Source organism: Veillonella sp. oral taxon 158 (assembly GCF_018376515.1).
GTDB classification, from domain to species: Bacteria; Bacillota; Negativicutes; order Veillonellales; family Veillonellaceae; genus Veillonella; species Veillonella rogosae.
Window position 1 is genome coordinate 52,232 of record NZ_JAHABE010000005.1, and the last position, 25,793, is coordinate 78,024.

At 39.5% G+C, this 25,793-nt stretch carries 23 protein-coding genes; all 23 read right to left on the reverse strand.

Annotated features, from left to right (window positions below):
* Positions 1-7: 7 nt before the first annotated feature.
* Complete coding sequence (gene lptB, locus KH364_RS04510) at positions 8-727, reverse strand: LPS export ABC transporter ATP-binding protein (protein ID WP_273298764.1); 720 nt, start codon at positions 725-727, stop codon at positions 8-10.
* Between the two features lie 9 nt (positions 728-736).
* Positions 737-1,459, reverse strand: coding sequence for an LptA/OstA family protein (locus tag KH364_RS04515; protein WP_273298765.1), 723 nt, complete (start codon positions 1,457-1,459; stop codon positions 737-739).
* 12 nt (positions 1,460-1,471) lie between these two features.
* Positions 1,472-2,008, reverse strand: coding sequence for an LPS export ABC transporter periplasmic protein LptC (lptC, locus tag KH364_RS04520; RefSeq protein ID WP_009352718.1), 537 nt, complete (start codon positions 2,006-2,008; stop codon positions 1,472-1,474).
* Positions 1,995-2,927 (reverse strand): lysophospholipid acyltransferase family protein, encoded by a 933-nt coding sequence (locus KH364_RS04525; RefSeq protein WP_009352642.1) that lies wholly within the window; start codon positions 2,925-2,927, stop codon positions 1,995-1,997. Before KH364_RS04525 ends, lptC begins: the two co-directional genes overlap by 14 nt.
* 14 nt (positions 2,928-2,941) lie before the next feature.
* Entirely contained in the window at positions 2,942-3,463 is a 522-nt protein-coding gene (locus tag KH364_RS04530; RefSeq protein ID WP_009352641.1) for an HAD-IIIA family hydrolase, read from the reverse strand.
* Positions 3,463-4,434, reverse strand: a complete 972-nt coding sequence (locus KH364_RS04535) for a KpsF/GutQ family sugar-phosphate isomerase (protein ID WP_105097508.1) — start codon at positions 4,432-4,434, stop codon at positions 3,463-3,465. Before KH364_RS04535 ends, KH364_RS04530 begins: the two co-directional genes overlap by 1 nt.
* An 11-nt stretch (positions 4,435-4,445) precedes the next feature.
* Positions 4,446-5,264 carry a 3-deoxy-8-phosphooctulonate synthase gene (kdsA, locus tag KH364_RS04540; RefSeq protein ID WP_105081432.1) on the reverse strand — a complete coding sequence of 273 codons (819 nt, stop codon included), beginning with the start codon at positions 5,262-5,264 and terminating at the stop codon, positions 4,446-4,448.
* Entirely contained in the window at positions 5,265-5,996 is a 732-nt protein-coding gene (gene kdsB / locus KH364_RS04545; RefSeq protein ID WP_273298766.1) for a 3-deoxy-manno-octulosonate cytidylyltransferase, read from the reverse strand.
* A gap of 44 nt (positions 5,997-6,040) precedes the next feature.
* On the reverse strand, positions 6,041-7,153 hold the full coding sequence (lpxK, locus tag KH364_RS04550; RefSeq protein ID WP_273298767.1) for a tetraacyldisaccharide 4'-kinase: 1,113 nt from the start codon (positions 7,151-7,153) through the stop codon (positions 6,041-6,043).
* 55 nt (positions 7,154-7,208) lie between these two features.
* Positions 7,209-8,513 (reverse strand): 3-deoxy-D-manno-octulosonic acid transferase, encoded by a 1,305-nt coding sequence (locus KH364_RS04555; protein WP_273298768.1) that lies wholly within the window; start codon positions 8,511-8,513, stop codon positions 7,209-7,211.
* 2 nt (positions 8,514-8,515) lie between these two features.
* Positions 8,516-10,246, reverse strand: coding sequence for a lipid A export permease/ATP-binding protein MsbA (msbA, locus tag KH364_RS04560; RefSeq protein ID WP_273298769.1), 1,731 nt, complete (start codon positions 10,244-10,246; stop codon positions 8,516-8,518).
* Positions 10,239-11,381, reverse strand: a complete 1,143-nt coding sequence (gene lpxB / locus KH364_RS04565; protein WP_273298770.1) for a lipid-A-disaccharide synthase — start codon at positions 11,379-11,381, stop codon at positions 10,239-10,241. Before lpxB ends, msbA begins: the two co-directional genes overlap by 8 nt.
* Positions 11,381-12,217 carry a UDP-2,3-diacylglucosamine diphosphatase LpxI gene (gene lpxI / locus KH364_RS04570; protein ID WP_009352639.1) on the reverse strand — a complete coding sequence of 279 codons (837 nt, stop codon included), beginning with the start codon at positions 12,215-12,217 and terminating at the stop codon, positions 11,381-11,383. The genes lpxB and lpxI overlap by 1 nt, the downstream gene beginning before the upstream one ends.
* A gap of 221 nt (positions 12,218-12,438) precedes the next feature.
* Positions 12,439-13,251 (reverse strand): acyl-ACP--UDP-N-acetylglucosamine O-acyltransferase, encoded by an 813-nt coding sequence (gene lpxA, locus KH364_RS04575; protein ID WP_105081425.1) that lies wholly within the window; start codon positions 13,249-13,251, stop codon positions 12,439-12,441.
* 20 nt (positions 13,252-13,271) lie between these two features.
* Positions 13,272-13,697, reverse strand: coding sequence for a 3-hydroxyacyl-ACP dehydratase FabZ (fabZ, locus tag KH364_RS04580; protein ID WP_009352668.1), 426 nt, complete (start codon positions 13,695-13,697; stop codon positions 13,272-13,274).
* Positions 13,694-14,533 carry a UDP-3-O-acyl-N-acetylglucosamine deacetylase gene (gene lpxC / locus KH364_RS04585; protein ID WP_273298771.1) on the reverse strand — a complete coding sequence of 280 codons (840 nt, stop codon included), beginning with the start codon at positions 14,531-14,533 and terminating at the stop codon, positions 13,694-13,696. Before lpxC ends, fabZ begins: the two co-directional genes overlap by 4 nt.
* Before the next feature lie 263 nt (positions 14,534-14,796).
* Positions 14,797-15,699 (reverse strand): lysophospholipid acyltransferase family protein, encoded by a 903-nt coding sequence (locus tag KH364_RS04590; RefSeq protein ID WP_009352643.1) that lies wholly within the window; start codon positions 15,697-15,699, stop codon positions 14,797-14,799.
* Positions 15,700-15,705: 6 nt separating this feature from the next.
* The gene (gene lpxD / locus KH364_RS04595) at positions 15,706-16,737 is read right to left on the reverse strand and encodes a UDP-3-O-(3-hydroxymyristoyl)glucosamine N-acyltransferase (protein WP_054747793.1); all 1,032 of its coding nucleotides are present in this window, start codon (positions 16,735-16,737) and stop codon (positions 15,706-15,708) included.
* 31 nt (positions 16,738-16,768) lie between these two features.
* Positions 16,769-17,299 (reverse strand): OmpH family outer membrane protein, encoded by a 531-nt coding sequence (locus KH364_RS04600; RefSeq protein WP_054747791.1) that lies wholly within the window; start codon positions 17,297-17,299, stop codon positions 16,769-16,771.
* Positions 17,300-17,310: 11 nt separating this feature from the next.
* Positions 17,311-18,282 carry a hypothetical protein gene (locus KH364_RS04605; RefSeq protein ID WP_273298772.1) on the reverse strand — a complete coding sequence of 324 codons (972 nt, stop codon included), beginning with the start codon at positions 18,280-18,282 and terminating at the stop codon, positions 17,311-17,313.
* A gap of 29 nt (positions 18,283-18,311) precedes the next feature.
* Positions 18,312-18,800, reverse strand: coding sequence for an OmpH family outer membrane protein (locus KH364_RS04610; RefSeq protein ID WP_265137606.1), 489 nt, complete (start codon positions 18,798-18,800; stop codon positions 18,312-18,314).
* Between the two features lie 118 nt (positions 18,801-18,918).
* Positions 18,919-21,120, reverse strand: a complete 2,202-nt coding sequence (locus KH364_RS04615; RefSeq protein ID WP_273298773.1) for a BamA/TamA family outer membrane protein — start codon at positions 21,118-21,120, stop codon at positions 18,919-18,921.
* A gap of 177 nt (positions 21,121-21,297) precedes the next feature.
* Positions 21,298-25,584 carry a translocation/assembly module TamB domain-containing protein gene (locus KH364_RS04620; RefSeq protein WP_273298774.1) on the reverse strand — a complete coding sequence of 1,429 codons (4,287 nt, stop codon included), beginning with the start codon at positions 25,582-25,584 and terminating at the stop codon, positions 21,298-21,300.
* Between the last annotated feature and the right edge of the window lie 209 nt (positions 25,585-25,793).

Here is a 25,793-nt window from a genome sequence, read left to right on the forward strand (position 1 = left end):
GTCCCTCCTATAATCTAAAGTTATCCCCTAAATAATGTTCGCGAGCGATTGGGTCGTTTGCGATTTCATCAGGGGTACCCTCTAGGAGGATTTTGCCACTACTCAAAATATAGGCTTTATCTACAATCCCCAATGTTTCACGCACATTGTGGTCTGTAATCAAGATACCTATACCTCGATTTTTAACATGTAAAATAATTTGTTGAATATCCGCTACTGCAATTGGATCGACACCAGCAAAGGGTTCGTCCAAAAGGATGAAGTTAGGTTCTAGTGCAAGACAACGAGCAATTTCTACACGACGTCGTTCACCACCAGATAATTGCATCCCCATGCGATCACGAACATGACCGATATGGAATTCATCAATTAACGACTCCACAATAGCCTCAATCTCATCAGATGTTTTCGTCGTAGTCTGTAGCATAGCACGAATATTATCCTCTACAGACATAGATCTAAAGATTGATGCCTCTTGTGGTAGGTATCCAATACCTTCAGCAGCCCGTTTATACATAGGGATATTTGTAATATCCTTGCCATCAACGGTAATGATGCCCGAGCTTGGTCTTTCAATACCTACAATCATATAGAATGACGTAGTTTTACCGGCCCCATTAGGACCTAATAGACCTACAACTTGCCCTTTATCAACGCGTAGACTTACCCCATCTACAACGTTTCTCCCGCTAAAGGTTTTAACTAAGTTTTTGGTTTCTATATACATATACTATCCTTATTTATTCGGAACAATGATGAGCGTACTACGGCCACCTAATGTTTCAGCAGAATCATCAGCTAGACGAATTCTAAGCTCTGGCGCATTTAGCACATTCCCATTTTGAACGGCATGAGCAGAACCAGATAAGAGTACGACACCATCATTTTGGTTAGGTGTTTGTGTGTATGTAGCTCGGTCTGCAGAACCAGATACATTTCTTTCAGGGTTATTGAAAGTTACATTACCTTGTGCTACTGCACGAATCTCCTTTAGCCAACCTTCTACTTGATCACCTGTCAATGTTGTACCTTCAGCAATCAATCGAGCATTACCACTAACGAGACCATATTCGGAATCAGTACTATATTCCACACTGTCACCAAAAATTTGGCGATCACCACGTTGTAAATGAACACCACCACTAGCAGTAAATTTATTATTGTTATAACTGTGAACTGTTTGGGCAGACATAGCCATATCAGAACCAATCAAAGATACACCACCGTCAAGACTCGCTTCTTGAGTTTTTGTGTTGTACCAACCATTGGCACCAGTCATAGTTTTATCCGCTTGAGTAATAACAACATTACCGGTTGCATCAGCACGACCTGTATTGCCATCATAAGACAATGTATCAGCGCTAATAGTCAATGGATCATTTGCAGCCCAAGCTGTAACAGATGCTGTCATGAGTACAGCCAAAATAGCCATACCAATCTGTTTTTTCTTATTCATCATATTTCCCCTCAATTACTTCTTCGTTAATTTTGCGTTGCCAATGGCTTTAATAATTTTCAAAGACATATTCCCTTCAAGCTTATCGCCTGTAAGAGTTACATCCTTACTGTTATAAGTAAAAGCCGACTTAGATGTCAATGTTTTCGTTTTGTTATCAAAGTGAAGGGCTTCTGTTTTAAATTCTGCACCTTCCGTATTGGTAGCTGTAACACCTTGGTCGATATCAAGAGAATTTCGGTCACCCGTCAATACAGCATGAGGAGCTGTAATAGTAGTAGTCACATCATCTTGATAGAAAAGACCCTTCAAGTTAGTCAAAACGATGGCCTTTGTCCTTGGGTCATATTCAATCTTTTCAGCTGATAAGGCCCATACTAATTTGCCATCTTTTTCCTCTTGTAGGTCAGCACCTTGGAAATTAACGAGTTGACCACTTGGATTTTGAGTGGTAGTAACCTCATTAGAGTCTTTCATAATGTATACGATAAGACCAATTAAAGCCAGCACTATTGCGGCCACAATGGCAATTAATTTTTTATTGTTTTTCATGTGCCCTCTCCCGTGCAGCTATCTTCTTATCATAATCAATAATTTGATCCATCTTAGTCATCCAACGATGTTGGAACCAAAGCCATTCATCTGGATGCTGGCGGATGAAGTCTTCAGTAACGCGTACACATTCCTCAGTTAGACGATACATATCTGCATCTTCATCACCAGTTTCAATATAATGCAATGCTGGTAAAATGTGAACAATATGCCCACCTTCAGGCTTGCGAGATGCAAAAATCGGAACTACAGGCGAACCAAATTTCTTCGCAAATGTAGCTGGCCCAATAACCGCTGAGGAGTCTTGACCTAAAAACGGAACCGGCAAACCATGTATATATCCATCTTGGTCAGCTAAGAAGCCAAGCAGTTTTTTCTTCTTTAAGGCCTTTGCAGCGGAAACGATTTCGTTGCCACCACTTGCAAATACATCAAGCCCTACCATCTCACGATACTCATTCATGAGACGTGTAAATTGAGCATTTGGTTGTTTCTTAACAATTGTAGTAGATGGGTATCCATGAGCCGCCATAGCAGCGCCCATCCATTCCCAGTTTCCTACATGTCCAGTAAGAACAATAACACCTTTATCTTCTGCGATGGCTTCTTCTAAATATTCGACACCACGCATTTCAATATGTTCATCGATAAAGGATTTTGTAAGGTTTGGCATGTACAATACTTCCATAACACTGCGGCCAAGGTTTTTGAACAACTTATCAATGAGTTGTTCTGCCTCTTGATCATTCATGTTCATGCCAATTTTGATATTTTTAATACCTCTAAGTTTTTGCTTCTTCGCTATTAGCCCATATACAGGACCTAAACTAGCGCCTATGAGCAAAATGAGCTTGTACGGCAGTCGGCAAACAAGCCAGCTAATGCCTTTAACTAAATGGTATTGCCATTCGTTATTCATTCTGCCCACCTCCTTTATTGTCCATGAGCATGGGCCTCTCGTGCATAGTCTGCTACGACAGTTTCCCATAATCCTTGATTCTTCAAGATATACTCTACAGCTTCTCTTACGGCACCTTGACCGCCATTAACAGTAGAAATAAATTTTGCTAATTGTTTTACCTCTGGTACCGCATTATTTGGCGCCATTGGTAAGCCAACTATTTGAAGAGCCCCCAAATCGTTGAGGTCATCTCCCATGTATGCAATCGTCTTTAAGTCGATTTGATGTTCTGTACAGAGTGTTCTTAATGCTTCTGTTTTATTAGCATGGCCCATAAGGAGTGCATCAAAGTGAAGCTCCTTAGCACGACGCTCAACCATCGGGGAAATGCGAGCTGTAATAATTGCAAGTTTAATCCCTGATTTACGAGCCGCTGTTAAACCTAAACCATCTTTTACAGAAAAAGATTTCAGCTCTTCTCCACTCGATGTATAAACGAGAGATCCATCAGATAAAACGCCATCCACATCGAGAACAATCCATTGAATATTCATTATACAATGCCTCTACGCAATAAATCCGTAATATGAACAATGCCAAGACATACATTATTACCATCTACAACAGGTAGTACAGTAATTGGACGTGGTTGATTTTTCTCCATCAAGTGAAGAGCTTCAGCAGCCAGTTTGTCCTTAGTAATTGTGCGAGGCATAGCAGTCATCATATCCTCTACAGGCCATTCTAAAAAATTACTGCCAGAATCAAGACCGCGGCGGACATCACCATCAGTAACAAGACCTAATAAGTGACCTTCTTCATCGATTACATTAGTAGCGCCCAATCCTTTTTCTGTCATTACAAAGAGTGCATCTCGAACAGTAGCACCTTTAAACACAGTAGGATTATCTTCACCACCGTGCATGATATTTTCCACAGTCAGCAATAGCTTGCGACCTAAAGAACCACCTGGATGGAATACAGCAAAGTTTTCCGGTGTAAAATGATGACGCTCTAATAAGCATACAGCTAATGCATCTCCTAGTGCCAACGCAACTGTAGTACTTGTAGTAGGCGCTAATCCTAGTGGACAGGCTTCACGTTCTACTTCAGCCAACAATACGATGTCGGAATTCTTAGCTAATGTAGACTCCGGTTTCCCTACAACGCAGATTAATTTTGCACCTATGCGACGCAAGGAAGGCAAAATACTAATGATTTCACCAGTTTCACCGCTATTAGAAAAGGCTAATACTACGTCATCTTCTGTAATCATACCGAGATCACCATGTACGCCTTCACCAGGATGCATGAATAATGCTGGAGTCCCTGTACTTGCCAAGGTAGCCGCAATTTTACGGCCAATATGACCAGATTTACCCATTCCCGTACATACTACACGACCCTTACAAGCCAAAATCATATTTACAGCATTTACAAAGTTGTGATCCAAACGAGAACTTAATTCTTCTATAGCACGAGCTTCCTCATGAAGCACTTGTGCAGCTTGTTCTAAAATAGTCACAAATACCGCCCCTAACCTTTTACGATTTTATCAATAGCTACTAAATCGCGAAGCACAGCTTCGAATTGATCTAAATACAACATGTTTGGACCATCGGATAATGCTTCCTCTGGATTGTCATGCACTTCAAAGAACAAGCCATCTACGCCACTAGCTACAGCTGCGCGAGCCAAGTTAGGGACAAATTCTCGATTACCGCTAGATTTAGTACCTGCACCGCCTGGTAATTGAACACTGTGAGTAGCATCAAAGATTACAGGATAGTCGAAAGAGCGCATGATTGGGAAGGATCTCATATCAACTACGAGGTTGTTATAGCCAAAGCTAAAACCACGTTCTGTAAGCATAAGATTTTCATTACCTGTTTCTTTCATTTTATTAAGAACATTTTCCATGTCCTTAGGCGCCATAAATTGGCCTTTTTTAACATTTACGCATTTACCAGTTTTAGCGGCCCCGTAGACAAGGTCTGTTTGACGGCATAAGAAAGCTGGAATTTGAAGAATATCTAATACTTCAGCAGCAGGCTCTATTTGCTCAATAGAGTGAATATCACTTACAACTGGTACGTTGAGTTCCTTCTTAATAGAAGCGAGCATTTTTAAACCTTCTTCTAGACCTGGTCCACGGAAGGAACCAAAGCTAGAACGATTAGCTTTATCGAAAGATGCTTTAAAGATGTATGGAACACCTAAACGCTGACAGATCTCTTTTGCACGTTTACCAATGGCTAATGTGCGATCATAGTCCTCGATAACACATGGTCCAGCAAGAACGAATAAGCCTTTGCCACCGCCTACTGTAATATCTTTAATTTGAACTGTTTTCATTTATTTCTCCTCTTGCTCGTAAATTGCATTTACACGAGCTAAGTCTTCTGGTGTGTCTACACCGATAAATCGTTTATCTGTAAGAATAACACGAATAGTATAGCCATTTTCAAGAGCGCGTAATTGCTCTAACGATTCTGTTTGCTCCGCAGCAGTTGGCTCCATCTTAGCGTAATTTAATAAGAAATCTCTACGATACGCATAGATACCAATATGTTTTAATGGAGTTCGCACAAAATCATGGCGAGGATAGGGAATTAAAGATCTTGAAAAATACATCGCATCATTGCGATTATTTAAAATGACCTTTACCGCGGACGGTTCATCGTATTCCTCCTCTAATAAAGGAGTGGCTACGGTAGCCATTTGTAAGTTTGGATCCTCTTCAAATAGATGGGCCAAGTCATCAATAAGGTTTGGCTCAATCATAGGCTCATCACCTTGGACATTGATAACTACATCTAAGTCAGTATAATGACTAGCAACCTCTGCTAATCGATCAGTCCCTGTCGGATGATTAGGGTCTGTCATCATAACAGTTCCCCCAAATTGTTGAACTGCAGAATAAACGCGGTCATCATCAGTAGCAACAATAGTACATGCCGTTGTTGTTGCTTGAGACACCCTATCGTAAACACGTTCAATCATCGGCTTTCCTGCAATATCAGCTAATGGTTTACCAGGTAATCTAGTAGAACCATAACGGGCAGGAATGACACATCCAAACTTCACAATAAAACCCCATTTCTGTTATTCATGTATCTTATTATTATACACTAAATCTCTAAATTTTCTATGAATTCTTGTTTTCCAGAAATAAACTCAATCCCTATGGATAGCACTAGAATCGGTATTTTTAAGTCTTCGATTGCATGCAATTGACTTAACTTCACCGCATCCTTTTCTGTAATGCAAATTGCATCAGCTTGATGAGCAAACGCTTCTTTCCAAATATCTACTACATCATCATTAGTGAAGTCGTGGTGATCACCAAACGGTAAAGTATGAACCACATTATAGCCTACATCAGTCAAAGTTTGCGTAAAGGAGTGTGGATTACCTATACCACTAACTGCCATAATACGCTGTTCCTTATAGGAGTCTACAGGAGCACCAGCAGTACCATTAGCCCACTCATCCAAGGTATACATAAATTGAGGCTTATGTGTAGTTTCATAGACAGGTATATTGGAAACCAGCTGAGATAAGCGCTTACGAATACCCGACACAATACCTGGTGCCACTTGATCTACCTTCGTAAGGACAATGATATGAGCCCGTTGTAAACCACTAAGTGGTTCACGCAATAAACCACGTGGTAATACATGGTCATAGCCAAACGGATTAGACGCATCGATAAGCACGATGTCAATATCTCTAGCTAATGCGCGATGTTGAAATCCATCATCCATTACAAGACAATCAGCTCCAAGTTCATTAATAGCAATCTCTGCTGATTTTGACCGTTCACGTCCGATAATAACATTAGATTTTTGCAAAACCTTTGCAAGTAGCCAAGCTTCATCACCACTAATAGTTGGTTCTACAAGCATTGTGCCATCTTTAGAAATAATGATATTCTTCTTGTTATCTTCTGCTCGATAACCACGACTAAGCACCGTAGGATGAAGGCCCTTTTGGGTGAGTACATCACAGATAAATCGTACCATCGGTGTTTTACCAGTACCACCAGCCGTAATATTACCAACACTGATAACAGGTACTGTAACTTTTGTAACTCCTTTGCCTTCATCAAACTTAGCATTGCGCATGGATACAGCCTTCTCATAACCTTTACTTAAAAAGCCTAAGCTAGAACGAGCTATATCACCTAATATGGATTGATTTTCACCACTAACTATGGATTTGAATAATGCTTCCCCACTCATAGGTGACCCCTCCGATTATGTAATATGATAGAGTAATGAAACGAATTATATAGTCTTACGGAATAATTCGATGTTTTTCAAATAGCAAACGTAATTCTTGTGTATTACGTTGTGTAGCACCACGGTTTTCTTGAATGATCTCAAGACAATGGCGGCCCATTTCTTCCGCTAGTGCCTTATCTTTACATAGGCGTAAGACCATAGTTGTTAAGGCCTTACCATTTTTCACTTGTTCACAAGCTCCGCGGGAATTTAACAGTGTGAAGATTTCTTTAAAGTTAAACATATGTGGGCCAACTAAAATTGGCTTACCATGTGCAGCAGGTTCCAAAATATTATGGCCCCCAGTCTTCACAAGAGACCCCCCTACAAAGATGATATCCCCTAGACTATAAAGACGACCGAGCTCACCAATGGTATCCAAGATAACAACAGGAATCCCTTCATGCACAGGTTCTTTCATATCACTACGACAAATTGCACTCAGTTCATAACGTTTGGCAAGATTTTGTATGTCATGGCCGCGATAGATTTCACGAGGTGCAATTAATAATCGAGCTTGTGGATATTCTTTTAAAACTTGTATGAAAGTTTCAAAAATAGTCTCTTCTTCCCCCTTATGTGTACTGCCTGCAATGATGATTGGATGATTGTTACCAAAGCCAAATTCATCAAGAAGAGCTTGTTTCTCTACATCTGATACAGTGGCATAAGTTTGATCGTACTTCATATTGCCTGTTACTGTAATATCTGGTGTATGAGCACCTAAACATTCAATATGAGCCGCATCAAATTTAGACTGCATGCAAAAACGCTCGATGGAACGCAACATTTCGCGAGTGAAAGCGCTAATATACTTGTAGCGTTTCATACTGCGGTCAGAAATACGACCGTTAACCATCATAACCGGAATATTTTCCGATTGAGCAATACGCAAGAAGTTAGGCCAGATTTCAGTTTCTACAAGCAAAATAGTAATTGGCTTGATAATGTGCAAAATTTTACGAGTTAAATATGGCAAATCTAAAGGGAAGAAAATAATCCCTTCTGCCTCAGGAATGATACGATGTGCCATAGCATGACCTGTTGCAGTAACAACAGACACAACTACGACAGCTTCAGGAAATTCCTTTTTAACCTCTTTTACCAATGGACTAGTAGCCACAATTTCCCCTACAGAAGCAGCGTGAATCCAAATGGCACGGCGTCCTTCAATTTTCTTTAATAGTGAGGCTGGCATATAGCCTGCACTCTGTTTAATACGCTCATAGAAACCTTCTTCAAAGGCGAGTCGGTATAAAATAACCGGTATCAAGCCAATCCAATAGATTATGAGCAATACATTATATATCCAGTACATGGTTATCCTTTGTGGGAGAATTGAACGGAGTAGAGATGGTTGTACAATCCGCCGTCAACAGCTAATAGCTCTTGGTGAGTCCCCTGCTCTACCAAGCGACCTTGATTAAGTACAACAATTTGATGAGCATTTTGAACAGTGCTCAATCGATGGGCAATAACAAATGCTGTACGCCCTTTCATGAGGCGATCGAGTGCCTCTTGTACAAGTTTTTCACTCTCTGTATCTAATGCAGATGTAGCTTCATCTAAAATTAGAATACGAGGATCTTTTAAAATAGCCCGTGCAATAGCAACGCGTTGACGCTGACCACCAGATAAGGAGCTGCCTCGTTCGCCTACGATAGTATCGAGGCCTTCAGGCATCTTTTCAACGAATTCAAGCACATTAGCAGCCTTAGCCGCCTCATATACCTCTTCATCAGTAGCGTCCAAACGACCATACAAGATATTCTCTTTAATAGTAGCGTTGAACAATACAGTTTCTTGTGGTACAAGGCCGATTTGCTCGCGCAAGGACTTAAAAGTAACATCCTTAATATCGTAACCATCAATAGTAATTGAGCCACCTGTAACATCATAGAAACGAGGTAATAAGTTTGCCAAAGTAGTCTTGCCTGCACCAGAAGGACCTACAAGAGCAACACTTTCACCAGCCTTAACAGACAAGGTAAAGTTTTCTAGCGCCATTTTTTCCCCGTCATAGGAGAAGGACACATCTTTGAACTCCACATCACCTTTAATATGAGGCAATGTAATAGCATCAGCTTTTTCTACCACATCCGTCTTAGTATCTAAAATTTCAAAAACACGGTCCGCAGCAGCCAAGGCCTTTTGAATATTACCATATACTTGACTCAATCGTTTTACAGGATTAGACAAGTTAATAGCATAAATCAAGAATGCAATTAAAGAACCAGCCGTAATTGTGCCAGTTACTACGGAATAACCACCGTACCAAAGAATGACTGCTACAGCAATAGCTGCAGAGAACTCAACCATTGGGCTTAGTAAGCTAGTCAATTTGGTAGCCTTAATAACAGCTCTAAAGTTACGATCGTTTTCATCTTCGAAACGCTTTCGCTCAAAATCTTCACGAGCAAAGGATTTCACAACTCGAACTGCACTAATAACCTCTTGTAAAAGGGCTGTAATATCAGCCACACGACCTTGTACGTCATGACCTGCTACGCGAAGCTTTTTACCAAACACATTAATAATCACCAATACCACTGGTACTGTAATAAAGGTAACGAGGGTCAATTTCCAGTCGATGAGAAGCATAGACACCAAGGAACCGATAAGTGTGACAGACTCAGTAATAAAGGAAATCAAATTATCAACTACAGCAGTTTGTAATGCTGCCACGTCATTCGTAAGATTACTCATGATAACGCCAGTCTTACGGCGGTCAAAATAAGATAAACTTAATTTTTGCAAGTGATTAAAAATAGCCTCACGGACATCGATGATGACACGTTGTCCAATGTAGGACATATTATAGGTTTGACCATAGGTAGCAAAGCCACGAATTAAGAATATAAGAATGATAGCCCCTACAATGAGGTTCAACATAAACATATTTTTATCATCTAATACTTGGTCTACTACATTTTTAATTAGCCAAGGAACTACCAAGTAGGCCGCAGCCGCAACAATCATGCAAAATACTGCAAAGATCATGCGTTTATAATAAGGCTTTACAAAATATAAGAGCCTAGAGTAACTATTCATTACATTTCTCCTTACCGAGATTATATACTAATTCCGCTACACGCTTTACGGCGCCTGGTTTACCTAATTTATGATGTACTTCACGCAATTCACTGCGCATAGCTTTATTTTTCTCAACATCAGTTAGAAGAGGTTCCACTAAGGATACAATAGCCTGTGGTGTAACAGAATCTTGTAATAATTCAGGAATTACCTCTTTACCGGCCACAATATTAGGCAATCCTACATGTGATACATTTACTACCATTTTCCCAATACCATAAGTAATTGGGGATACACGATACAGTAACACTGTCGGTAATTCCATCATTGCCGTTTCCAACGTAGCAGTTCCTGATGCGGCAAGACATACATCACAAATCTGCATCAAGTCATATGTATGGTCTTCTGTAATCGTAACAGGCACATTATGAGCATCGATAAAGGTTTCCAGTTCACTACGATCGATTGTATGTGCCCGAGGCAAGAAGAATTGAATATCCTCATGGTTAGACATCAATTGTTCACCACTTTTTAACATCGTGTCAAGTAAAGATAAAACCTCTTGCTTGCGACTACCAGGCATGAGCAATACCTTTTTTGCGTCTTTACGAGCCCCAAAGTATTCTTCTGCCTCCTCTCTAGTCATCGTAGGATGTACGATATCTAATAAGGGATGGCCCACGAACTCTACATCGCATTTATATTTGCGATACGCTTCAGCTTCAAAGGGAAATATGGATGCAACCTTTGTTACATACTTGCGAATCGTATTACCACGACTGCTGTGCCAGGCCCAAATTGTGGGAGCAATATAATAAAGAACGGGAATACCCAATTCATGTGCTACAGCAGCAAGTTTCATATTAAACCCAGGATAATCTACACAAACGAGGATATCCGGTTTTTCCTTCATCATGACGCGTTTTAAGTACGTCCGTAACTTAAAAAATTTTGGTAGGGATTTTACAATTTCAACAATACCAATGACGCCAAGGTTTTTAATGTCATATACAATGCGAACACCAGCGCGTTCCATCAAGGTGCCGCCCATACCAAACATGTCTACAGAAGGATCAATTTCTCTCAATGCATTGGCAACACTTGCCGCATGAGTATCGCCGGATGCTTCACCGGCAGAAAACATGACTTTCATTATGCATCCTTTCTGGAATTTACAAATTCTTGGTCTACAGCACAAATAACAATACCGTGACGGTTGGCCATATCAAGAACATCTTGTTGTTGTACAAAAATAGTCTTTTCAGCTTCAACAGCGAGCACTTTACAGCCGCTATCAATCATAGACATCAATGTCTTTATACCCACTGCAGGCACATCAAAGCGCACATCTTGATTTGGTTTTTCTGTTTTTACTACAACAGCTTCACCACGGCCAAGCTCACCACCGCGCAAAATACACTTATCAGTACCTTCGATGGCTTCAATGGCCATCGCCGCTTTGTGTTTAACAACAACAGTTTGCCCAATATCAAGGCCGCCCATTTGTTTCGCTAATTCAAAGCCAAAGCATATATCAGCCCATTGTTCTTCTGTTGGCTGTGCTTTTGAAAATACACCGACCTTAGGCATAAATGGTTTTAAGTATACTGTCTGATCTAATACTTTAAAGCCTTCTCTTTCAATTTCATCAACGATGGCAAGCATGATCGTATCATCCTTGCGATTTTTTAACCGTTTAAGAACACCTAGTGTTTTCAAATCGGGGAAGCTAAGTCCCTTAAAGAGTATTTCCTTAGTTACTTTGCCTAACATAGTTAACTCAACAACACCTTCATTTTTTAAGGTCTTGAAGATTTTACCTAGTTTAGCAACACTAATATCATAGAAAGCATCGGCCTCAGCTTTCAAAGCTGGGTCAATATCAGGTACCACACCGATAACAACCACTTCGTGGCCTAATACATGAGCGGCGCGCATGAATTCTACAGGCAAAGCACCAATGCCCGCAATTAATCCTACCTTTGCCAAGACTTTACCTCCTAGATGGCTCTATGGCCTATATATCAATTAGTAATCTCAAATTTATAATGATTTGACTAGAAAAAGACATAATCATATACAATATATTGTACTATAAATAGCCACTTTTTACCATTAAAACACCACGTTTTATGCCCTTTTCTTCATCATTTTATCAGATATTTTTAGCCCACAAAAAAGACCTCGTACATAATACGAGGTCCTTAAATTTAGTCGCGACGTGTACGCATAATACCACGATCGGCATTGCGCAAGAAGCGTAATAAGTTTTCAATTTCTACGGAAGAATCAAGTTGCATTTCCATTTCTTCAATAGCTTTGGACAAACTAAATCCAGAGCGATAAATAATACGGAAAGCTTGTTTCAAATCTCGGCGTACGTCTTCAGAAATACCTGCACGAGACAAACCAACAGAATTAAGACCGATAACACGTGCTGGTTGACCATCAGCGATAACATAAGGTGGAATATCTTGTACTACCTTAGCCATCCCGCCAACCATTGCATTGCGACCGATTTTAACAAATTGATGAATGCCAGCAAGACCACCAATTACCACGCGATCTTCAACGATAGCGTGACCAGCAAGACCTGCACAGTTACTCATAATGACATTATTGCCAACGATACAGTTATGAGCCACATGTGTACATGCTTGAAGCAAGCAGTTATTGCCTACTCGCGTCTCTTCACCTTCTCCAGTAGCGCGGCTAATAGTTACAAATTCACGAATAACCGTTTCATCACCAATATTACAATAGCTTTTTTCGCCTTTAAATTTTAAATCTTGAGGTTCCAATCCAATAGATGCGTTTGGATAAATTTCACAACGCTTGCCAATGGTTGTCCAACCACCAATTACAACATTTGCACCAATTTTTGTGCCGTCGCCAATTTCGACATTCTCGCCGATTACAGCTCCGGGGCCTACGATTACATCTTTGCCCAATTTAGCATTTGGATGGACTATGGCTGTACTATGGATGTTGGATTCTGCATTTTCCATGCCTACAACTATCACTACAATCACTCCTCATTCTATTATACAAGGGCAAACATGTATTCACCACTAGCGCACAATTTATCGCCTACATAGGCACGGCCTTCAACCTTGCCCATCTTACCTTTAATTTTTACGATTTCAACTTCCATGCGCACTTGGTCACCAGGTTTTACTGGATGACGGAAACGTACTTTATCAATACCTGTAAACATCGGAGTAAGACCACGGTTTTCTTCTGGGTACAATAAAGCAATACCGCCAACTTGAGCAATTGCTTCTGTAAGCAATACACCTGGCATTACTGGGTTACCTGGGAAGTGACCTTGGAAGAACAATTCATTGAATGTAGCATTCTTAATGCCCACAGCACGTTTCATAGGTTCTAACTCAACAATTCGATCTACCAAAAGCATTGGGTAACGATGAGGTAAAATTTCTAAAATATCTTCGTGATTAAGAATCATGGCTGTGTCTCCCTTATTTCTTCCATTATACTGCGAGCCAATCTAGAATTTAATTCATGGCTCGATTTCAAAGCAATTACATGACCTTCTATTGGTCCTAATAAGAATAAGTCACCTATAACGTCTAGCGCCTTATGACGAACTAATTCATCATCAAAGCGTGGTACAGATAAACATTTCTCATCATCATAAACTAATGCATTATCAAGGCTGCCGCCTTTAGCAAGGCCCATGGCCTGTAATTGTTCTAACTCTTTCATAAATCCGATAGTCCTAGCAGATCCAATATGCTCTTTAAAATATTCAGGGGATACTTCAAAGTCACATTGTTGTGTGCCAAGTAACGGATGACTATTAATAGATGTGAATGTCATACGATAGCCATCATACGGCAAAATCAAAACAAAACGGTCTCCATCATAAATAGCATGGGATCGAGTCACTTTATATGTATGACGCGGCGCTGCTTGTTCTACAATTCCCGCCTCTTCAATAAGATTGATAAAAACAGCACTACTGCCATCACCTACCGCAGGCTCTGGAGAGTCCATTTCTATATAACAATTATCAATATTCATAGCACTGAACGCTGCCATCAAATGCTCTACAGTGAATACCTTTGCCTCACCATTTTCCAATGTGGTAGCGCGCATAGTGTTCGTCACATTATCAATGTGTGCTCGCACAGAAGGCTGACCTTCAATGTCCGTGCGGACAAACACAATTCCTGTATCTTCAGGTGCAGGTCTGAAAACCATATGTACTGGTTCACCGCTATGAAGGCCAATCCCTTGATATGAAACAGCCTTTTCTATTGTTTGTTGGGGCTTACTCATAAGAATGTCCTTTCATAATCTGAATTCACGTTTACTATACACCACTATGTATTATACCCTATTTGCATAGGTGTTACAAGAAATTTACCACATATTACACTATTTTGAAAGCCTATTCTTATTCTTTAAAATTATAATAGCTTATTTTTAAATACTGCGTAATAATTCCCAAAATAAAAAGAGATTTCATCTATGTAGTAGGAATCAGTTCTATCTAGAATATTCCTACTTTTACATAAATAAAATCTCTTTATAATTATTTATTATTGGTATACATCTGGTGGCGTTTCTATTTGTTCACCGTAGAAACGACGAGTCCACTTCCAACGGTTGTGTAGCCAGAACCAATCTTCAGGATAACGTCTAATATAGTCTTCTATAAACTCATTAAGTAGAGTTGTAGTAACAGCTATATCGCGTTTTTTATCATCTGTACGTTCCACATAAATCGGTGGATGAGCTTCAAGCTCATGTTTTCCAGAGTATGGACTATAATGTATGGTCACAAAGATAATAGGTACATCTTGCATACGAGCCAACACAGCGGGCCCAGCAGCTGTTAATGTTTCATAACCAAAGAATGGCACAAGAACACCATCATCACCTGGATCTTGATCCATGATAAGCCCTAAAAAAGCACCCTTTTTAAGTTCATTAATCATTTCACGTACACCAGTTTTATACGTTACATGTTGGTTCATAATACGACGATATTCATTGATAAACTTGTCTGCATCACCATTTTGTTTCATGGCTACAGAAATCAATGGATAGCCTTCAGACGCCAGTACACCTCCCAGCAATTCCCAGTTACCACTATGAACAGCTGCTAAGATAGCTCCTCGTCCGTTTTCCAAAGCATCATCTAAGTACTCACGATTAATAAACTCTACCATATCTTTGTATGCGCCATCCTTAATTTCAGGATATCGCAATACATCAATAATCATACGGCCAAAGCGAGTTGTACTAGCTTTAGCAATACGACGAGCTTCTTTAGGATCATCCGTAATATTACAGAATAGAATTTGGCCTATTGCCAGACGCTTGCGTTTTGGCGGTACCGCTAGCCACGCAATTTCACCAAGCAATGTGCCAATAGCATATTGCAAACCTTTAGGTAATAAGCAAATAAAGGCACTAAAGATTTTCATAAACCTATACATGGATTATTAGCTCTCCTTAAGCTGCGCTTTCAAAGCATCAATTTCTTTTTGTAATTGTTTTACAGTTTTCACCATATCTGGCAAACGATTTTCATAGGCCGCCAATTTTAACCACTCTTTATGCGGTCTCATTGGATAACCAGCCATGATGGAATTAGATGGTACATTACCAGTGATACCGGTTTTACCAGCAAATTGTACATTATCACCAATTGTAATATGACCGGTACAACCTGTTTGACCTGCAAAGATTACATGATTACCACATTTTGTACTACCAGCAATACCAACTTGAGCAATCAAGAAGCAATCTTCACCGATTTCAACATTATGTCCAAGATGCACAAGATTGTCAATTTTTGTTCCACGACGAACTAATGTAGATCCCATTGTAGCATTATCAATAGTAGTACAGGAGCCAATTTCTACGTCATCCTCAAGAATAACATTGCCTACTTGAGGAATGTGAGTATGAACACCATTTTCCGTAGCAAAACCAAAACCTTCGCCACCAATAACTGCTTTAGCGCGCAATACAACGCGTTTACCTAAAATACAGTTTTCATGAACAATAGCACCGGCATAAATATCGGCATCTTCACCGATACGCACATTATGACCAATATATACATAAGGGCGAATCGTTACATTATCACCGATAACAGCATTATCATTAATAACACAATAGGCACCAATAGATACATTGTTACCAAGAGTTACATTATCGCCAATAATTGCCGTACTATGTACTTCACGTGGCACTACAACAGGTGGATGGAAGAGCTCTAACACTTGTGCAAATGCTGCTTTTGCATTATCAACTACGATTTGTGCCATCGGTGCATCTTTAACTTCAGATTCAACGATAACAGCACCCGCTTGGCATAATGCGATATGTTCAACATATTCACCAATAGCAAAAGTGATGGATTGTTTAACAGCTTGTTCAAAGCCACGTGTCTCAGTAATGACAATAGACTCATCGCCTACAACGCGACCGCCTACCAATGTTGCGAGTTCCTGTAAAGTTTTTTCCAAGGTAAACTCCTCCCCCTGTGATAATCCTTAATTATTGTGCGCTTTCAGTAGTAGCTGCTGCTGCAGCTTGACCTGCTTGTTGAGCGTTTTGTTGAGCTTCTTGTTGCTCTTCAGCTTTCGCAGCTTCTTCAGCTTCTTTAATTTGAGCTTCAGATGCTTTACCCATTTTGGTGATCAAGTCTTCAGTCACATCAGCGCCACCGCCTACAACAGCACCTTTTTCAATAATAACATCAAGTTTTTTCTCTTTTACAAGCTCATTGATTTTTTGCTCTTGGTATTGACGGTATTCTTGTGCTTTTGCATTTGTAAAAGCAGTTAACTCTTGAGATGCTTGGTTATATACGTTTTGTTTGGAAGCATCATCAGCAGCTTCAATTTTCTTATTCAACTCAGCTTTTTTAGCGTTAATTTCTTTAGTAATCTCGATACCTTTTTCAGTGCTGTTAGCTACTTTCATTGTATCAACATAACCGATATTATTGGAACCACAGCCACCTAAAATCGCCATAGAAGCCACTAAAGTTGCACTCAATACTAAAGATTTAATACGTTTATTCATTATATAACTCCTTATTGAACTCGATAAGATGCCTTTACTGCATCTGTAATATCAAGCCCTTTAATATTACCACCGTCATCAATGATGACTAAATCTAAATGTTGTTCTTTTGCAATTACAGCTACGCGCATGCGTACATCTTCCAAAATAGCTTCATGAATAGCGCTCACTTCTGCCTCTTTATCAGAAAGCTTTTTCGCCCATGTATCATTCCACTCTTGCGCTACAGGAAGGTTGTTATTAGCAATGATAGCTTGTGCTTGTTGTTGCACCATAGAATCTCGTTTTTCTGCTAACTCCTTCTGTAGAGATGCTGCATATTGGTTGAGTTCCTCTTGTCCTTTTTGTTGCATTGGGGCAAGCTCAGCCTGTACCTTTGCTTTTATAGAATCCACATCGAGATTCGATGGTTTTCGTTTAGCTAATAATTCTTTTAATCGCTCTTCTTTCTTGGCTTTTTCATCCATAGCGGCTGCCTTTTGTGCATCGTCAATATATACACGAGCATCATAGGCATATAAATCTAATTGAAGGTTTACGATTTCTAGATCATATTCATTAGTACTTACTTTTAACTCAGCTAAATATTTTTGAGTCAATTCGTTACGCTTAGCATTTAATTGCTGATTTAGTTCATTTTCTTTTGTTGCAATACGAGTTTGCAATTCCACCGTAAGAGCATCTGACAAGGTTGAATCCAGTGCAAGTGTTTTCAACTGTTCATCTTGTGTCTCCGACTTGGCATTTAAGGCTTGTTGCTCAAGTTCATATTGACGTTGTAAAAGATCTAGCTCATTTTTAGCTTGCTTATAATCCTCATAAGATGGATTAAACTCTAATACATCATCAATACGCACAACACCTATGGATACCCCATTTGGCCCCTGTTGGCGATTTGTTACAAACCCATAGGCCCAAACCATAGCACTTATTGCAGCAACGAGAAATATGACTAATCCTATATATCGTTTTTTCCCGTCCATTGTCGTTCTCCCTTACATAGAACTACAGCTTATTTTTTTGCATCGCTAGCTAATTTTTTCAACACTTGATCTGTAATATCTACGCCACCGTATAATACAGTATCTTTAGACATAACAACGCTTAAACCTTTACCATCACCAACAGCTTTTGCTGCTTCCATAGCTTTATCTTGAATAGATTTAGCAATTTCTTGGTCTTTTTTAGCCAAGTTTTGACGCATTTCTTCTACCAACTTTTGTTTCGTCGCATCATCTTGTGCTGCATCAATTTTAGCTTGAGTTTCTTGTTGTAATTGACTTTGATAACTCATGAACTCTTGTGCGGCAGACACAAATAATGGATTATCTTGAGACATCATACGAGATGTATCGATAACACCAATTGTACTAGCCCCACCATTACCACTAGGCGTAGCCATTTGAGTGTATGCTAACGCACCAATACCGATAATAAATACGGTAGCAATGACGATGGAAAAAATCTTCACATTCGCCTTATTATTCATCATTCGCATCATAATAGAGTGCCCTCATTTCTATAAATCTTTCTGTAAATTATTGCATCAAAGGATGCCATATAGAGATATTGGTGAAAGCCTCTTCGAAAAGAGGCCTCCACCATATACTTTTACTATATTAGAATTGTGTACCGAAGCTGAAGTGGAATTTATTTTTGTGTTTACCCACGCCATAGTCAAGTTTAACAGGACCGATAGGTGTTGTAACACGAACACCAGCACCAACGCCATAGTTAAAGGTTTTCTTGCTGTTGTACCATGTAACATTTGGAGCATCCCATGCATCGCCGATATCAGTGAACAATACGCCACTAACCTTTTTAACGATTGGGAAGCGGAATTCCAATGTAGCATTATACATATACTTACCACGGAATTGATCATCTTCATAACCACGTAAGGAGTCAGCACCACCCAATGTGAATAATTGGCTATAAGGTGCATCACCTTGGATAAAGCCACCACGTGCGCGGAATGCCAATACATTCTTAGCACCTAGTTTTTTATACATACGTGCTTCAGCTGTGAATTTGTAGAAGTCGAAGTCACCGCCTAAGCCATGACCAGCCCATTGTGCTGTATAGGAAATACGACGACCACGTGTTGGATCATAGATATTGTCACGGGAATCGTATACTTTTTGCCATGTAATGGAGTTAATGCGTCCAAAGTTATTTTTCACATAGTTATTAGACGCAAAGTTCCAACTTTGGTTCGTGCCAGGTTTTCTATTATCCCAATCATTGCCACTACCGGTTGTATTGGAAATAGCATCAGTATCATAACGATAACCAGAGCTATCATCACTATCCCATTTATAGGAATCTTTACGGGATTCTAATGTCAAGTAATCACGTGTATATTCCCCAGTTTGACGACCGAAGGAAATATTGAAACCACGAGATTTCTTATTGTATTCTGCTACTTCATTACCATCTTCATTGTAGTCTGTGTATTCATCTTCACGGTTGAAGAAGGAGAAGCCAAGGGATGTACCTTTGCTATCGATCCAAGGTTTTAAGTAAGAAATTTGGTAGTTTTTGTATTTTTTCTTACCACCGATTTCCCAGTGAACTTTAAATTTATCACCAGTACCGCGGAAGTTTTCTTCACCAAACTCAATGATACCCATCAAACCGTCAGATTCGGAGTAGCCAGCACCTAATGTAATAGTACCAGTTTTATGTTCCAATACATCGATTTCAATGATTACATTGTTAGGATCTTGTTCGCCAGGTAACATACGAACGTTTACATCGTCAAAGAAGCCTAAGTTGTATACGCGCTCTACAGAACGACGTACCAAGAATTTGTTGAAAGGTTTACCTTTCTTTTGAACAAATTCACGAGTAATAACTTTATCGCGAGTCTTCTTATTACCAGCAGGAATGATATCCTCTACAATGCCTTCTACGATATGTACATGAAGCATGCCTTGGTCATCTACACGGATGCCATCAACGTGAGCTAACATGTAGCCATCACGAGCGTATGCAGCGTTGATACCTTGAATTTTTTGACCAACGTATACAGAGTTAAGAACTTGACCCGGTTGGATATCCATGAACTTAGTCAATACTTCGGATGTGTAAACAGTATTACCTTCGAAGGATACGCCTGTAGTAATTGGATTTACTGTAACAGCAAAGTCCAATTTAACGCCTTCAGGTACTGTTGTGAACACAGGGTTAACTTCAGAGAAATAACCTGTATTGCCAAGGTTAGTTACGTCTCTAAATACGCCATCAACGGATACAGCATCGCCCACTCGTTCAGTCAAAATAGGCAATAAATCCGCTTGTTGCTGAGCCGTAACACCAGAGATCGATAAACCAGTAATCAACTTACCTACATATGGATTCACAGTTTCTGCACTAGCAGAAGAAACATATTGTGCCTCTACTGTTGTAACAGCTTGAGTTTGGCCATTTTCGGCAGCCTTATCAAGGTCAGTACCACCAGTAGTTTTAGATACCATTTTTACTTGTTTATCATCAGTTTTTAAAGCTGCATTATTGACTGTAACAGTGCCGTCAGAACCTTTTACTACAGTACCATCGCTAGATACAGTTGTATCACCACGAGCAGCTAAAATCGCCGCATCAGTTTCATCTTGCGTAGTTGTAGTAGTTGCATCAGCATTGTAAACAGCTTGAGTAGTAGCTGCATCATTAGCAGTGGCAGCACTAGTTGTTGTTGTGCTATTTAAATCTGGAGTATAGCCAGCTTGTACCTCAGCAGCAAATACACTGCCTGTCCCCATGACAGCCGTCAACACGGACGCTGCAAGCATACTTTTATAGGCTTTTGGTTTAAACATAAATTCCTCCTAGAACTTATCCCCATAAAGAGTTTACATCTTGTTTTATAAAGACTAATAAATCTTTATTATTATAGCATAAATTACGTGGAATGAGTACTACTATAAACAAATTTTATGAAATTAATATGACTAGAATGTGCATACCTATAGGGTTTACACATTCTAGCCACACACTTAGAAGCTTCGTGTCCAACGACCACCTATATAATTGTTTCCTTCAGATGTACGCCATGCAGTAAACTTGAGGTTTCGTTTAACAGAATACTCTATACCATATTTTTTTTGCTTGTTATTTATACCTTGTGAATAGGTCAACATAACTTTCGGTAATACATACTTACCAATTTCAATATTATAGTTACCCGCGGTTTCCTTATTCGTCGGCTCATCAGGATCAATGGAACCTGTAGTAATATTAATACGATCCAAGCCTAATGTATTTTGTAATGCATCTTGTACATAACCAAAGGCAAACATTTGTAACCCTGCTGTAGCAACAGCATTTACATCATCATTTGTCAATGTACTGCTATTTGAATCTGCCCCACGGCCAAAGGTTAACATAGAGATAATTTGCTTTTGAGACAAATTAGGGTTTGATGACAGTGTTAAGTCCATATGATCAACAGTCCCTTTTACACTGAGCATGATATTATAATTGCTTACATTAGTTTCAGCCTCTAATTGTAAGTTAGGCAAATAAGAACCACCTACAAAATGAGCTTTCCCTTTTGTAATGTTAAATACATGGCTCAAGTATTTGAACGTACCATTTCTTACATCGAATTGACCACTAGCTGTTGGATTTTGCAAGGTGCCACCAAAGTGAACATCTCCACTGATAAACATGTTATACAACGTACGATCATACAAGCGTACACCTTTACCTGCATGAACAGTGACATCGACGCCCATATTTCTAGTACTTTCACTAGATTCCATGGAAAGAGGGATTTTGAATTGAACCTTTTCAAGATTCAAATTACCTATCAATGTAGGCAAGCCATCTCTATCCGCGATATAAAGTTCACCATTTAATGGTCCTCGTACATATTCACTACGCACCTCTAAGCCATCCAGCTGAACCGCAGCTTTGTAATTAGTAAGGCTATGACCAGACCAATTTACTTTAGCAGCTAAACCTGCAGAACCTTTACCCATATTAATACGAGATTGGAAATCACCTTGTTGACCAGAGAAAATCAAATCTCCATCAATGCCTGTGATTTCATTTTCCACACTAGTTAGCTTCATCGTACCATTTCGAACTGAAACTGTACCATATGCTTCAGGTTGATCGATAGTACCAGTAAGTCTAATAACACCTTTTAACGGACCAGTCGCATTTTTAACACTCGTCGTTACAAGAGGAATAACCGCCATATCAGCTTCGTTAAAGTCAATTGTTACATCCATAGACTTACTGTCATTTGCTGGAATATAGCCAGACGTGTAGATAGCCGCTAACGGAACCTTACCGTAGATGCTTAGCTTGTAACCACTTTTAGCACCTTGAATTCGTTGAATTTGGATGACATGATCTTGCATAGTAGCCAATACAAAGCCTTCATCAATGCCAATACCATTAAACGAACCTGACTCTACAGAACTAGATAACTCAACCTTAGGATTTTTAGTTTCGCCTGTAACATTTATAACACCAGTTATCCAACCTGTAGCTTGAATATCCTTACCTACTAACGGCAAGAACGGTACAATATCAACATCCTTTAATGCAACCTGTAAATCTGCTTGTCCATCAAGATCTAATGTCCCACCCATCGCAATGAGCCCTTCATCAACAGGCAATTTTAAGGTTGTAATTTTGAACTTACGGTTCGCAAGACTAGCATTGAGAGTTGCGTCACCTACAACCTTGTCATCAATACTTACATCGCTAATCTTACCTACTACATTGACACTCGGATTATCCTTTGTGCCTCCAATTTCTACAGAGCCATTTAACTTGCCATCAAGATGTTCATTAGGGCGATCTAGTAAGGTTAATAAATTCTTTACGCTACCATTAGTAACATCTAATACGCCAAATAATTGTTTACTATCGTCAAGCTTCATGCCGCCTTTAGCAACATATCGGCCTCCATCTTTTTCAGCAAAGGTAAGGTCTTGTACATTCACTACCGTTTTATCTGCATACACATGACCATGAATATCATTTAATAATTCCCCATTAATCGATAGTGCATCAGATAATATGTATCCATTAAATTGAGGGTTATCCATAGAACCTGTGATAATCCCGCGCCCCGATAATAAACCGTCAACTTTGTAGTCTGTATTGATGAGCAATCTGCCCATATCAATTTTCTTACCTTCAAAGTCAACATTAATGGCGTCTTTAGAGATTGTACCTCCTCCAGTGATAGTTGCACCATAACCTTCGATATCAAAGCGATACAGCTCTAAAATATCATTTTTATAGTTGTATTTTGCAAAGGCATTAGTTACGAGCTTGCCATACGCAGAACCATCCCATAAATGAGCACGACCTTCTATAATAGGATTCGCCGCAGTACCTGTTATATGGTTATCTGTTTCAAACCAGCCTGTAATTGGAATATCTGTAACTGTACGGATTAGATTTTCAATACGTACTGCACGAGCTCGAGCATTTAAGTCTAATGCATCAGTATTAATGTTATACCAGCCCGTTACATCATATCCACCACTTGCATCTCCAACATGTCCATTTGTGATGGTGAGAACATGATTATCCAACTGAATATCCCCATGGATATTATCAAATCGAGCCCCTTTATAGTGAACCTCTTGCCCCCATACAGTGCCGGTCACATTTGGATTATCCAGAACACCTTTTATTGTAATAGACGTATTCAACGTACCATCTACATCTTGTCCGATAATAGGGCTTAATGACGTCAATGGTAAGGCATTACCAGAAATAGTAGCATCTACATTGCCATTTTGGATATAGCCATATCCGCTAAACGCACCATCCCCCATATTGCCTACTAGGGTTAGATTAGTTCGATTATCACTATGGGTAAAATTAGCTTTCGCCGCATCAGCTACTACACCACGAATCCCAATTTGACGCCCTTCAACTGCGCCCACTACATCCGTAACTTGATTATTTTTACCTAAGATACGAACCTCACCATCTACATTACCTGTAATAGGGGTGGACATATCTTTTGTAAAAGTATCCAAAGGTAAATTTTGAGCCTTTACTGTAGCATCAAAGTCGCCTGTATCAACTACATATTGACCATTAACCTTTGCATTACCTTCCCCAATTGACAAGCGAGTATTTTCAAGGCGAACTAATCCATCATCATAGACAATATCACCTTGTACACGATCAACATAATATCCTTTATAAGAAATACCATCACTGCTAATCGTAGCATCTACACGAGGAGCTACCGTTGTACCACCGATATGTGCACGGCCACCTACAACACCAGTTATGCCTACATCGGTAAGCGCTTCTAAAGCAACCTTATCGGCCACAACATTGAGGTTTAGATACTCTTCCTCTTTACCTAACGTAACAAGACCATTAACCTTGGCTACTTGATCATTAACACGCCAAGAGCTGCGACTAATAACGATTTGGTCATGATTTAGCATAATGCGACCTATACCATCGGTAATATTATATATAGTATTACCACGCTTATAAGTGCCTGTTAAGCCCTTAAAACCGACATTACCACTCATAATGTAATTGCCATCTTCACTTTTAACATTGAGATGTAAATCTTGTAATTTCCCACCCGTTACAGATAAATCTTGACGAAGTGGTACAAAACTCATGAAACCTGCCGTATCAATTTCATCTGCTTGTACAAAAAGATCGAAATTAGATACATGGTCCATATCAATGGTGCCATTTAATACAACAGAAGAGCCATCAACATCAGCAGTAAATGCCCCTTTAGACATACCACCCATATTAAGTGCCATAGTCCCATCGAGACTTTCTACATTTCTCTTTAGTCCATCTTTGGTTCGTACAGCTACGCGACCATCATGAATTGTAATAGAACCATCAAAGCTACCCGACTTATTAGGGTCAGATGGTTTTACTAACTTTTCTACACTCCACGATTCATCAGCTAGCTGCCAGATATGAAGATCCGGCGCCTCTACAATCACACTTGAAATAGCCGTTGCCCCTGATGTATTACTTGTAATAATACTAGGCAAAGCAGATAGCTTAACCCCTACTGCTACCTCTCGTGCAGTCCCTACTAAATGATCATCTCTATCTTTAATAGTAACGTCCGTTAGAACTACATCACCATTCCAGTTAATACGTAGAGAATCATAGTTTACAGATCCGTTTATGGCATTATTTACTTGTTCTTTAACCATTGGTGCTACATACGTTTGAGCGATAGGATTGATACTGGCACTAATACCAGATAAACCTAAAATCGCTGCACCTATAAGACACCACTTTTTACGGGTCATAATGATACTCCCATACACATTATGAATAATATAAATATATATACTATATCTTACCACAGACACAGTAATAACTATAGTGTTTTAGGGGTAAATTTTATAAAACTAATATAATTTCACACTAATCAATTTCTGCTATAAGTACACTGCTAATACAATTGCTCTAATATAAGTACATTGAGTTATACGACTATACATATATGGGAAATTAA